The organism is Caballeronia sp. ATUFL_M2_KS44 (assembly GCF_023630965.1).
GTDB lineage: Bacteria > Pseudomonadota > Gammaproteobacteria > Burkholderiales > Burkholderiaceae > Caballeronia > Caballeronia concitans.
This window is the reverse complement of the sequence record NZ_JALQEA010000020.1, coordinates 200,380-213,019: the sequence shown is the minus strand read 5'-3', so window position 1 is coordinate 213,019 and position 12,640 is coordinate 200,380. Positions and strand designations below refer to the sequence as shown.

The following is a 12,640-nucleotide window of genomic DNA, read 5'->3' as shown; positions in this document are numbered from 1 at the left end:
CCGACATGAATGAATTGACTCAAACGGAACAACGGAGTGCAGGGCGATGAAGAAGCTGCGTGTAGGAATCACCATCGGCCTGCATCATGCCGCCGAAACGCTCTGGAATAATGGCATCAAGCAGAATGCGGTTTTTCTCGCCGAAGCGCTCAATCATTGTTCGAACGTGGCGAGCACGGTGCTCGTCAATACGACGTCGGTGCCGATCACCGATCAATTGCCCTGGGATCTGAAGCGCTGGCCCACGGTGACCTTCCAGGACGCGAAGGACAATCTCGATGTGCTGATCGAACTCGGCGGTCAAATCGATCCGATGGCGACGGATTATCTGAAGCAACGCGGCACGCGCCTCGTGTCGTATTGCTGCGGCTTCGAATACGTGCATGCAATGGAGTCGGTGCTGTTCAACAAGCCTTCGTTCGGCGAGCATCTTTTCGTCAATCAGCGCTACGACGACATCTGGATGATTCCGCAAGTCGCGAATATCAGCCAGCCATATTTCGAAGTGTTGCGGCGTCAAACGGCTCAAGTCGTGCCGTTCATCTGGAGTCCGGTGTTTCTGAATGCGCGCACTGCGCATTTGCCTCATGCCGGCGAATATCAGCCGCGAAAGGGACCACGCCGTCTCAGCGTGATGGAGCCGAATATCAATGTCGTGAAATTCTGCCTTTATCCGGCAATGATCGCGGAAATGGCTTATCGCGAGCGGCCGGAAAGCATCGAATTGCTGCAGGTGACCAACGCGCAGCATCTCGCGACGGACTGTAAAGAGTTCATCGCATTGATGAATCAACTCGATATTGTCAGGCAGCACAAGGCCGTTTTTCTCGGACGGTTCGACACGCCGACTTTTCTTGCGGAGCGCACGGATATCATCGTCTCGCACCAATGGGAAAATCCGCTCAATTACTTTTATCTGGAAGTCTGCTGGCAGGGATATCCGTTGATCCACAACGCGACGCTTTGTCCCGATCTCGGCTACTACTATTGCGCCAACGACGTGACCGAGGGCGCGCGGCGCGTGATCGAAGCCATCGACGATCACGACCGGAATCTCACGAAGTATCGCGCGGCTCAACGCGCGGCCATCGAGCGATTCCTGCCCGACAACGCCGCGCTTGTCGCAGCCTACGCGAAGCTGCTCGACGCGCTCATCGAGAAGCCGATCCGCTGAGCGTTATCGACACCGCGACAGTCACCAGGAAACACCGCAGCGACCCTGCGGTGTTTTTTTTCGCCCATTCTTCTGAGCCGGCAAAAACATTGGCTCCCGGATTTATCTCAAATTCGTCTCATAAGCGACTGCCATTTGCGCAATCGAATTTTTACTAAATGCGTCGGCGCGGCCTTGTCTATCAGATATTTCCGATCAGGCGAGGTGTTGCGTCGACGATGTCTATCGAAGTTCTTCGAATTTAGGAGATGTCCGCTTCTGCGTCAGGCGCAGCGTGAATATCCTTCCACAAGGTCAGAAGTGTTTTCTTGGGTTCTGTGAAAGAAGCTCGTTTCTTGTGGGTCAATTCGGTTTATGAACAAGTCATACCGCAGTATTTGGAATGAAAAAGTAGGGACCTTTGTCGCGGTCGCGGAGACGACAATGGCACGGGGCAAGAAGAGTTCTGGCGGCGCGGTATGCGAAGCCGAATCTCCCTACGAACCCTCTTTCGTGCAGCGTATCGGTGGGCCGCAAAAGCTCATGACAGGTGTCGGCGCCGCGATCGCGCTGATGTGCGGAAGCACCAGTTCTTTCGCGTTGACGCCTTTCGTCGCCGCCTGCGCCAACGGTGTGGGGAATGTGATGAACAGCACCACTGCTGCCTCCACTGCGAGTTCCACCGGGGTGAGCTGCGGTAGTGCATCGTCGATTCCCGGGATTGCTGGCAGTTCCTTCACCGGCATCGTTCTCGCCGACGACAACGCCGGTGGACAAACCGCGTGGATGACGCTTGGTAATGGCATGCTGACAATGAACGCCAACACCAAGATCCAGATGAATCAGTATCTGGACATGACGGGGCATTCGATCGCGAATCTTGCTGCTGGCGCGGTCAACGCCACGAGTACGGATGCGGTCAACGGCTCGCAGCTGTTCAGCATGTCGAATTCGCTGTCCACGGTGGTGAGTTCGACGTCTTCGTCCATGTCGGTGAGCTTGAGCACCATGTCGTCGAGCATGGCTTCGCTGTCCTCCGGCTGGAGCAGCGCTTCGACCAGTCTGTCGACGGGCATGAGTTCGGTTTCCACTGGCTGGAACACCGCGTCCACGAGCCTGTCGACCGGAATGAGTTCGGTATCGACGGCGTGGAGCTCGCTTTCCGGAAGCACGTCGACGTCGGTCAACTCCATTTCCTCGACCGTTGTCGACTGGCGTAAGCACGACCAACAGCGCGGTCAGTTCGCTGTCGACGGGCGTGAGCACGACCACCAGCACGGTCAGCAGCCTGTCCACGGGCCTGAGCACGACGAACAGCGCGGTCAGCAGCCTGTCCACCGGACTCAGCACGACCAATAGCAACGTCGACAAGCTGTTCAGCGCGCTGGTCGTCGAGCTGATACCGGTGGAAAGCGAGTCGACACTGGTCGAGACGATGGTGGACAGCGAGTTGACGATGTCGCCGCCCATGGTCGAGACAGCCGTCGACAGCGACGTGATGCCGGTCGACGCCGAGGCCGACAACGAGGTCAACTGGCCGAAATTCACCGCGTCCAGCGCACTCGTGCCTGCCGCGACGTTGGTGAGCCTGACCGCCGAACCGCCCTTGTTCAGTGTGACCTGGGAATGCGACGGGTCGTCGTACACCACCGCGTTGGCCGCCAGCGTGCTCACGGTGGACGACAGCGAACTGACGGCGCTGCTGGCCGTGCTCACGCCCGTCGACAGACTGTTGACCGTGCTGTTCGTCGTGCTCAGGCCGGTCGAGAGGCTGCTAACCGCACTATTCGCCGTGCTCACGCCCGTCGAGAGGCTGCTGTCCACCGGTGTCAGCTCACTGTCGACAGGTCTTAGCTCCGTCTCGGCATCGACCTCGACGGGCATTAGCTCGCTGTCGACGGGCATGGAATCGTTGTCGGCGTCGACCTCGACGGGCATCAGTTCGCTCTCGACGGGCCTCAGTTCCGTCTCGGCCTCGACCTCGACGGGCATCAGCTCCCTCTCGACGGGCATGAACTCGCTGTCGTCTTCGACCTCGACGGGCAACGCAACGGACAAACTGCGCCTGACTAACGTGGCGGACGGCATCGACAACAACGACGTTGCGACGGTCGGCCAGTTGAAGGCGACCGGCATGTACGGCCCGGGCGCGAAGACGGCCGTGACGTACGACTCCAACGCGGACGGCTCGGTGAACTACAGCAGCATCACGCTGGGGAACGGTACGCAGGACACCGTCATCCACGACGTGGCGGCTGGCAGCGCACCGACGGACCTGATTAACAAGGCGCAACTGGATGCGCTGCAGAGTTCGGTCCAGAACGCCACCGTGTCGGCCAATCCGATGTTCGCCGCCGACGGCGATCGCACCGCGGAAGCCGCAGTCGCAAGCGGCCCGCATTCGGTCGCGAGCGGCGCGAACGCGCAGGCGTTGTCGATGAGCTCGGTTGCGAACGGCGCGAACTCCGTCGCTCGCGGCAACTACGCGGCGGCGATCGGCGCGAACAGCCAGGCAGACGCCGACAACTCCGTCGCGCTGGGCGCAAGCTCGGTGTCGGATCGTGCGCAGACGGTCTCCGTCGGTGCGGCCGGCAGCGAACGTCAGATCACCAACGTCGCGGCCGGCACGCAGGACACCGACATGGTCAACGTGAACCAGTTGAACGACGCGGTATCGTCGGCCAACAGCTACACGGACCAGCAAGTCGGTGCAATGCAAGGCGCAGTGGACGGCGTCGCGCGCAACGCCTACTCGGGTATCGCCGCGGCGACGGCCATGGCGATGGTCCCGAACATCGATCAGGACAAGACGATGTCGGTCGGTGTGGGCGGCGCCTCGTATCAGGGCTACGCGGCCGCTGCGGTCGCGGTGAACCTGCGCGTGACGCAGAACCTGGTGCTGAAGGCCGGAGCGGGCACGAGCCGCAACGGCACGGTGTATGGCGCGAACGCGTCGTATCGCTGGTAAGCAAGGTGCGCTGAGCTGACGCTCACGCGCACGGACCGGGCGGTCGCAGATCTCCGCGATCGCCCGGTCCGTTTTTTTGTAGCAAAAGGAATTCTTGATGTTCAAATCAATCAGTGCCGCCGGTGCGCTCGTGCTTTTGCTCGCCGCGTGCTCGACCGATACCGGCGTGACGTACACCTCCCGCAAGGTGAATATCGCCGGCCAGCCGGATGCGTACCGTGTGACGTGCTCGGGCCTCTTCGAATCGCAGAAGTCCTGCATGGCGGCGGCCGCCCAGGTGTGCAAGGACCGTCAGGTCGTGTCGGCGCAAGCGATCGACGACGCGCCAGGCAATCAAAACCGCAATCCGCGAGAGATCACTTTCAGGTGCGCTTCGTAAGCGCAGCGTCCTTCCTCAGGCCTGCAATGAATGGAAGCCGGTGTTCATCGAACGCCGGCTTTTTCTTTTCTGCGCGCGGTTTTTCCGTCTGTGCGACCGCGCCCGCGTAAGTCCCTAGTCTTCTTAAAGGCAGCCTGCAGACACCCAACTGCGGCTTACCAGTAAAATTCCGATTTCTCCGCGCCGTGTGCGCGCTTGCCGGACATTGCGCTTTTAAGCAGGCAGCGACGGCAAACGCATGCATAGCGCAAATAATCTCAACAAAATCAAGGAGGCGTCATGCCGGCCGTCCACGGGAGCATGTTGCTGCTCTACGCGGTGATCGCGATCGCAGTTCTGATCCTGATGATCGCGCGTTACAAGGTTTATCCGTTCCTCGTCCTGATGATCGTGTCCGTTTTGCTCGGCCTCGCGGTCGGCATGCCGATGGACAAGATCGTCAAGGCATTCGAAACCGGCAACGGCAACACGCTCGGTCACATTGCCGTCGTCGTCGGTTTGGGCACGATGCTCGGCAAGATGATGGCCGAATCCGGCGGTGCGGAGCGCATCGCCAATACGCTGATCAATCTGTTCGGCGAGAAGAACATTCATTGGGCCATGATGATCGTCGCGATCATCGTCGGCTTGCCGGTGTTCTTCGAAGTCGGCTTCGTGCTGCTGATTCCGATTGCCTTCAACGTCGCGCGCCGCACGGGTAAATCGCTCTTGCTGATCGGCCTGCCGATGGTTGCCGGCCTGTCCGTCGTGCACGGCCTGATTCCGCCGCACCCGGCCGCGCTGCTCGCGGTGCAGGCGTATCACGCGGATATCGGCAAGACGATCGCGTACGGGTTGATCGTCGGCATTCCGACGGCGATCGTCGCCGGACCGCTTTTCGCGCTGATGATCCACAAGTACATCAAGCTGCCGGACGCCAACGCGCTCGCCGAGCAGTTCGTGCAAAAGCACGGCGATACGGAAAAGAAGCGCGAACTGCCGAGCTTCGGCGTCACGTTGTTCACCATCTTGCTGCCGGTCATTCTGATGCTGATCGGAAGCTGGGCCGATCTCGTCTTCACGCCGAAGACGCTGCCGAACGATCTGCTGCGTTTCATCGGTCAATCGGATATGGCGCTGTTGATCGCCGTGCTCGTCAGTTTCTGGACGTTCGGCGCGAAGCAGGGCTTCAACCGCGAACAGATCCAGAAGTTCTGCGGCGACTGTCTTGCGCCGATCGCGGGGATCACGCTGATCGTCGGCGCGGGCGGCGGCTTCGGCCAGGTGCTGCGCGACAGCGGCATTTCGCAGCAGATCGTCGCGACCGCGACGCAGGCGAGCCTGTCGCCGCTGCTGCTCGGCTGGTTCGTCGCCGCGCTGATCCGCCTCGCGACCGGCTCCGCCACCGTGGCGATGACGACCGCGTGCGGTATCGTCGCGCCGATCGCGGCCGCGGCGGGCGGCAACGTCAAGCCGGAATTGCTCGTGCTCGCGACCGGTTCGGGTTCGCTCATTTTCTCGCACGTGAACGACGGCGGCTTCTGGCTGATCAAGGAATACTTCGGGATGACCGTCGGCCAGACGTTCAAGACGTGGTCGTTGCTCGAAACGATCATTTCGCTGATGGGCCTCGGCCTGACCTTCGTGCTCGCAGCGGTTCTGTAAGGAGACTTCGATGATTCTGATCGCAATGGGCGTATCGGGCGCGGGCAAATCGCTGATCGGCGAATTGCTGGCCGAGCGGCTGCACTGTCCGTTCACCGACGGCGACGCGTTCCACAGCGCCGCCAACAAAGAGAAGATGCATCGCGGCATTCCGTTGACGGACGACGACCGCTGGCCGTGGCTGAAAACCGTCCGCGCGGCGATCGAGGAAAAGCAGCGCGCGGGCGAAACGGCCGTGTTCACGTGCTCGTCGCTGAAGCGCTCGTACCGCGACGTGCTGCGCGACGGCGACAAGGACGTGTGCTTCGTCTATCTGCAAGGCACGATGGACGTGCTGCGCGAACGCCTCGGGCATCGCACCGGCCATTTCTTCGATCCGTCGCTGCTGCAGAGCCAGCTCGACACGCTCGAAGAACCGGGCGAGGACGAGGCGATCACGGAGAGCATCGAGCTGACGCCGGAGCAGATCGTCGATAACGTGATCGAAAAGCTGAAGACGCGATAAATGAAAAAGCCCCGAAATTTCGGGGCTTTTTTCTTCGTGCGACGCAAAAAGCGCCTTTAGCCGATGCGCTTCGCCAGTTCCACCGCCTTGCCGATATACGTGGCCGGCGTCATGTCGAGCAGCAGTTGCTTGGCATCGGCCGGAATCGCGAGGCCGTTGATGAACGTCTGCAGCGCGTCGCGCGTGATGCCCTTGCCGCGCGTCAGTTCCTTCAATTGCTCGTACGGGTTCTCGATGCCGTAACGGCGCATCACCGTCTGAACCGGCTCCGCGAGCACTTCCCAGCAATTGTCGAGATCTTCGTTCAGGCGCGCCGCGTTCACTTCGAGCTTGTCGAGGCCGCGAATGAGCGCGTCGTAGGCGAGCAGCGAATAGCCGAACGCCACGCCGATATTGCGCAGCACCGTCGAATCCGTCAGGTCGCGCTGCCAGCGGGAAATCGGCAGCTTGTCGGCGAGATGGCGCAGCGTCGCGTTCGCGAGGCCGAGGTTGCCTTCCGAGTTCTCGAAGTCGATCGGATTGACCTTGTGCGGCATCGTCGACGAACCGATCTCGCCTGCCTTCGTGCGCTGCTTGAAGTAGCCGAGCGAAATGTAACCCCACACGTCGCGGTCGAGGTCGAGCAGGATGGTGTTCGCGCGCGCGACGGCATCGAACAGTTCGGCCATGTAATCGTGCGGCTCGATCTGGATGGTGTACGGATTGAACGTCAGCTTGAGGCGGTTTTCGACGACATCCTTCGAGAACGCTTCCCAGTCGAATTCCGGATACGCCGACAGATGCGCGTTGAAGTTGCCGACCGCGCCGTTCATCTTGCCGAGCAATTCGATCTTCTCGATGCGCTCGATCGCCCGCGACAGACGCGCCGCGACGTTCGCGATTTCCTTGCCGAGCGTCGTCGGGCTGGCGGGCTGGCCGTGCGTGCGCGAGAGCATCGGCTGTTCGGCGTGCGCGTGCGCCAGCTTGACGAGGCGCTCGTGCACCGAACGCAGCGCCGGCAGCATGACGCGCTCGCGCGCGCCCGCGAGCATCAGCCCGTGCGACGTGTTGTTGATGTCCTCGGACGTGCACGCGAAGTGGATGAACTCGCTCGCGCGCTCCAGTTCCGGCTGGCCCTTGACCGACTCCTTGAGCCAGTATTCGACCGCCTTCACGTCGTGATTCGTGACGCGCTCGATGTCCTTGATGCGCGCGGCGTCGTGCGCCGTGAAGCGCTCGGCCAGGCCCAGCAGGAATTGCTCGGATGCGTCCGAGAAGCGCGGGACTTCGGCGAAACCGGCGCGCGACAACGCGATCAGCCAGTGAATCTCGACCGTCACGCGATGGCGCATGAAAGCGGCTTCGGAAAGCCAGTCACGCAGGGCTTCGGTCTTGGCGGCGTAACGGCCGTCGAGTGGCGAAAGCGCGGTGAGCGCGAAAAGGGTATCGGGACGGGTATCGGACATGGTGACGTGTCGGCGCCGCTTGCGGCTGGGAGGAAAAGACGGGAGAACCGCGCATTTTACCATCGGATGCGTCCCAATCCGGGCCGCGCCCGCGTCAGCGCTGGCGCAGTTCCAGTTCGAGCGCGTGGAGTTGCGCCGGCGTGCCGACGTTTTCCCAGCGACCCGCGTAAAGCTCGCCGCTCGCGCGTCCGTCCGCGATGGTCTCGCGATAGTACGGCGTCAGCGCCCGCCGCGTGCCGGGCGCGAGATCGCGGAACATGCGCGTGTCGTAGAGGCCGATGTTGCCGAACGTGTAGCGCGGCGCGCCGTCGAGCGCGAGCGTGCCGTCGATCAGGGCGAAATCGCCTTTCGCGTGAAACGGCGGATTCGGCACCATGACGAGATGCATGCCGGGCGTGTCTTGCGCGGCGAGCGCTTCGGCGCGATGCCGCAAGCTGGCGTAGTCGAAGTCGCAGAACACATCGCCGCTCACCGCGATGAACACGCCCGCTCCGAGCAGCTCGAGCGCCTGCGCGATCCCGCCCGCCGTCTCCAGCGCTTCGGTTTCCGGCGAGAAGCGCAGTTCGACGCCCCAGCGCGATCCGTCGCCGAGCGCGGCTTCGATCTGCGCGCCGAGCCACGCGTGATTGATGACGATGGTCCGCACGCCCGCCGCCGCGAGCCGCTCGATCTGCCAGACGATGAGCGGCTTGCCGCCTGCTTCGAGCAGCGGCTTCGGGCGGGTATCGGTGAGCGGGCGCATGCGTTCGCCGCGGCCAGCGGCGAAGATCATCGCCGTCTTCAAAGCGTGCGTCATCGTGAATTCAGAAGGTGTAACCGGTTTCGACCGCGCGGCCTTCGAGCGAATCGAGCAGGCGCGCGAACGGCCACAGCGGCGCATAGCGTTCGGCGACCTTGCGCGCATAGCCGATGAAGCGCGGCAGATCCGCGAGGTAACGCGGCTTGCCGTCGCGATAATGGATGCGCGCGAACAGCCCGAGCACCTTGATATGCCGCTGCAGGCCCATCCATTCGAGCTGGCGATAAAACTCGCCGAAATCCGGATCGACGGGCAGCCCGGCCTTCTTCGCGCGTTCCCAGTACCACGCGATGCAGTCGAGCTGGAACTCTTCGTCCCAGCTGATGAACGCATCGCGCATGAGCGAGGCCATGTCGTAGGTGATCGGTCCGTACACCGCGTCCTGAAAATCCAGCACGCCGGGATTCGGCTCGGAGACCATCAGATTGCGGGGCATGAAGTCGCGCAGCATGAACGTCTGCGGCTGCGCGAGCGCGCTTTGCGTGAGCAGCGTGAAGGTTTCGTCGAGCGTCTTGCGTTCGTCGGCGGTCACTTCGCGGCCCAGATGGCGGCCGATGAACCACTCGGGCATCAACTCCATCTCGCGGCGCAGGAACGCTTCGTCGAACGGCGGCAGCACGCCTTCGCGCGCGGTCTGCTGAAAGCGGATCAACGTGTCGATGGCCGCGCGCATCAGTGGGCGTGCGTTCTTCTCGTCGAGCACGGAGATGTAGGTGGTCGTGCCGAGATCGGTGACGAGCATGAAGCCGGCGTCGAAATCCGCTTCGAGAATCTTCGGCACATGCACGTTGGCCGCTTCGAGCAGACCCGCGACCTGAACGAACTCGCGGCATTTTTCGGGCGGCGGGGCATCGACGGCGATCAGCGTGCCGCCGTTTTCCGATTCGCTCGCGAGCCGGAAATAGCGGCGGAAACTGGCGTCGGCGGAGGCGGGCGCGAGCGTCGCGAGATCGAGCCGGTAGCGGCCGGCAAAGGTTTGAAGCCAGGAACGGAGTTGATCGAGGCGGGCGTCGGAGGGAATGTGCGTCATAAATTCGAGAGGCAAAACATCTTGCCATATAATACCCCACGACTTTTTTAAGCGATCCTTGAGCGATCTGTTCGCGCCTGGCGCCAGGCGCCGACGACCGTGCCGCGTCAACGTTCCATCGAGTGTCGTCCCTGCATGGCAACCGAGCGTCGAGTTCGGCCATGGCATCGACGCGGGCGAATTGCGGCCGCTCACTCGGCGGCATGGAGCGCGTGACGCGAACGGGATCGAACCGCCACCCATACATGCCGCCACGACAGTTTCCCGTATCGAAGATCAAAGGCGATGCTCAGCCAAGCAGGCGGCGGCTCGTCGCCGCTTTGCTTTCCGTACCGGGCTTGATGCCCGCTCTCGCGCACGCTCAACTCGCCGGCGCCGCCGCTGACGCGCAGCCGCTCGACGGCCCCGGCAGCCTGCGACTCGCGCCGCAACTGCTCGAACGCCCGCTGAAGAGCGGCCAGCAGCCCACGACTTTCCTGCTCGGCGACAAAGCCACCGGCACGTCCGACGAAGACATGGCCGCGAAAGGCTCGGCCGAAATCCGGCGCACGGTCACGGTCATCAAGGGCGACGCGCTTCATTACGATCAGGATACGGACATGGCCGATGCGTTCGGCAATGTCAGGCTGATCAACAACGGCGTGTCGTTCATCGGGCCGGAAGCGCATCTGAAGGTGAGTTCGAACGAAGGGTTCATGACGAACCCGAAGTATCACTTCAACCTGACGGGCGGCTCGGGCAGCGCGGAACGCATCGACATCATCGACAACGAGCGGGCGCGCGTCGATCACGGCACCTATACGGCGTGCCAGTGCGAGACGGATCCGTCGTGGTACATCAAGGGAACGGCGTTCGATTTCGATACCGGCTCGGAAGAGGGCGTCGCGCATAACGGCGTGCTGTTCTTCCAGGGCGTGCCCGTGTTCGCGAGCCCGTGGCTGTCGTTCCCGCTGACGGGCGATCGGCGCAGCGGCCTCCTGCCGCCGACGTTCTCCGTCAGCTCGACGACCGGCTTCGAAGCAACGATTCCGTACTACTTCAACATCGCGCCGAACCGCGATTTGACCATCACGCCGCGCTTCATGTCGCGCCGGGGCGTGCTGGGCGAGGCGAATTATCGTTATCTCTCGCCGACGTATTCCGGTTCGCTCACCGTCGACTATCTGCCGAACGACAGCGAGACGCATACGAATCGCTATGCGATCTTCTGGCAGCATCGGCAGAACTTCGGCGGCGGCTTCGGCGGTTACGTCAATTACAACAAGGTTTCGGACGATCAGTATCCGGAAGACCTCGGCAACGCGTCGAACCAGTTCCTGAACGGCACGCAGCTGCTGTATCAGCAGGAAGCCGGACTCACGTACAACAACGGTCCGTGGTCCGTGCTCGCCCGCGAACAGCGCTGGCAGACGCTGCAGCCGTCCATTCCGCCGTACGCGCGCGAGCCGCAGTTGAACGTGCAGTACAACAAGTACAACGTCGGCGGTTTCGATTACGGCGCGGAAGCGGACTTCACGCGCTTCACGATCACGCAGGAAGGCGCGACCGACGGTCAGCGCATGTACTTCAACCCGTACCTGAGTTACGGGATCAACGCGCCGGGCTACTTCTTCACGCCGAAGGTGCAATGGCACTTCGCGTCGTACGACCTGAGCCATATCGCGACCGGGCCGATCGCGGGGCAGCCGCTCACGCCCGCCGGCCAGCCGAAGAACTTCACTGAATCGATTCCGACCCTCAGCCTCGACACGGGCCTCGTGTTCGACCGCTCGGTGCGGCTTTTCGGGCAGGACTACATCCAGACGCTGGAACCGCGGCTCTATTACGTCTACACGCCGTACCGCAATCAGGACTTCGCGCCGATCTTCGATACCGCCGAAGCCGACTTCGGCTTAGCCGAGATCTACACGCCGAACACGTTCGTCGGCAACGACCGGATCGCGGATGCGAACCGCCTGACCGCCGGCCTCACGACGCGCTTCATCAACCCGGCGACGGGCGACGAGCGCGCGCGCTTCGTGATCGCGCAGCAGTACTATTTCACGAGCCAGCGCGTCACGATTTCGCAGGATCAGCCGATCAACGAGGCGAAGCACTCGGACCTGATCGCGGGCGCGGCGATCAAGCTGGGCGCAGGTTTCGCCTCGGAAACGGCGTTCCAATATAATGTCGACAACAACCAGCTCGTGCGTTCGAGCATCGGCTTCGCGTACAGTCCGGCCGAGCGCAAGGTCATCAACATCGGCTACCGGTACACGCGCTCGAACCAGACCACGCTGGTGAACGAGCCGATCAACCAGCTCCTGGTGTCCGGCGAATGGCCGCTGACGAATCGCCTCTATGCGGTCGCGCGTGTCAATTATGATCTTGCCAGCCACCGTCTCGTCGACGGCCTGGTGGGCTTCCAGTACGATGCCGACTGCTGGGCGTTCGGCTTCGGCGCGCAGCGTTACGCGAACGGCGTGAACACGAGCGGTCAGCCTTCATCCGGCACGCGCGTGCTCGCGCAGATCACGTTCAAGGGCTTGTCGAAGGTCGACAACGGTCTCGTGAGCGCGTTCAGGGCCAGCGTCCAGGGCTACCAGCCGCCGCCGCCGTCGGCTCCGCCGCTCGCGCGCTTCAGCGATTACGAGTGAGGCGGCGCAGGCATTCTCTGACAGCACCCGGATCGCCGCTCGGGCATACGCGCAGCGCACAAATGGGTCAAGTGTGGATTT

10 protein-coding genes and 1 pseudogene are annotated in these 12,640 nt (G+C 62.3%); 7 read left to right on the top strand and 4 right to left on the bottom strand.

The window, feature by feature from the left end; translation table 11 throughout:
• Nucleotides 1–46: 46 nt before the first annotated feature.
• On the top strand, nt 47–1,174 hold the full coding sequence (locus tag NCR39_RS11130) for a DUF2827 domain-containing protein (protein ID WP_250452241.1): 1,128 nt from the start codon (nt 47–49) through the stop codon (nt 1,172–1,174).
• 354 nt (nt 1,175–1,528) lie between these two features.
• A complete protein-coding gene (locus NCR39_RS11125; protein ID WP_284507176.1) occupies nt 1,529–2,512 on the top strand; it encodes an ESPR-type extended signal peptide-containing protein in 984 nt (327 codons plus the stop codon).
• Nucleotides 2,513–2,680: 168 nt separating this feature from the next.
• On the opposite strand, the pseudogene NCR39_RS29765 reads toward NCR39_RS11125, so the two are convergent.
• Nucleotides 2,681–3,037: pseudogene (locus tag NCR39_RS29765) on the bottom strand (hypothetical protein); the annotation flags it as partial.
• A gap of 19 nt (nt 3,038–3,056) precedes the next feature.
• On the opposite strand from NCR39_RS29765, the gene NCR39_RS29625 reads away from it, so the two are divergent.
• From NCR39_RS29625 to NCR39_RS11100, 4 genes are all read left to right on the top strand, one after another.
• A complete protein-coding gene (locus NCR39_RS29625) occupies nt 3,057–4,121 on the top strand; it encodes a YadA family autotransporter adhesin (protein ID WP_350029669.1) in 1,065 nt (354 codons plus the stop codon).
• Between the two features lie 97 nt (nt 4,122–4,218).
• The gene (locus NCR39_RS11110) at nt 4,219–4,500 is read left to right on the top strand and encodes a hypothetical protein (protein ID WP_250452239.1); all 282 of its coding nucleotides are present in this window, start codon (nt 4,219–4,221) and stop codon (nt 4,498–4,500) included.
• Nucleotides 4,501–4,779: 279 nt separating this feature from the next.
• A complete protein-coding gene (locus NCR39_RS11105) occupies nt 4,780–6,144 on the top strand; it encodes a GntP family permease (RefSeq protein ID WP_250452238.1) in 1,365 nt (454 codons plus the stop codon).
• 10 nt (nt 6,145–6,154) lie between these two features.
• A complete protein-coding gene (locus NCR39_RS11100; RefSeq protein WP_250452237.1) occupies nt 6,155–6,649 on the top strand; it encodes a gluconokinase in 495 nt (164 codons plus the stop codon).
• A gap of 56 nt (nt 6,650–6,705) precedes the next feature.
• Here the strand turns inward: NCR39_RS11100 and purB are convergent, their stop codons facing one another.
• The 3 genes from purB to NCR39_RS11085 form a co-directional block, all read right to left on the bottom strand.
• Complete coding sequence (purB, locus tag NCR39_RS11095) at nt 6,706–8,094, bottom strand: adenylosuccinate lyase (RefSeq protein ID WP_250452236.1); 1,389 nt, start codon at nt 8,092–8,094, stop codon at nt 6,706–6,708.
• 94 nt (nt 8,095–8,188) lie between these two features.
• Nucleotides 8,189–8,890: an N-acetylmuramate alpha-1-phosphate uridylyltransferase MurU gene (gene murU / locus NCR39_RS11090; RefSeq protein ID WP_250452235.1), complete on the bottom strand. Its 702-nt coding sequence runs from the start codon at nt 8,888–8,890 to the stop codon at nt 8,189–8,191.
• Between the two features lie 7 nt (nt 8,891–8,897).
• On the bottom strand, nt 8,898–9,923 hold the full coding sequence (locus NCR39_RS11085) for an aminoglycoside phosphotransferase family protein (RefSeq protein ID WP_250452234.1): 1,026 nt from the start codon (nt 9,921–9,923) through the stop codon (nt 8,898–8,900).
• Nucleotides 9,924–10,168: 245 nt separating this feature from the next.
• Between NCR39_RS11085 and NCR39_RS11080 the strand changes: the two genes are divergently transcribed.
• Nucleotides 10,169–12,559 carry an LPS-assembly protein LptD gene (locus NCR39_RS11080; protein WP_250452330.1) on the top strand — a complete coding sequence of 797 codons (2,391 nt, stop codon included), beginning with the start codon at nt 10,169–10,171 and terminating at the stop codon, nt 12,557–12,559.
• Nucleotides 12,560–12,640 lie beyond the last annotated feature (81 nt).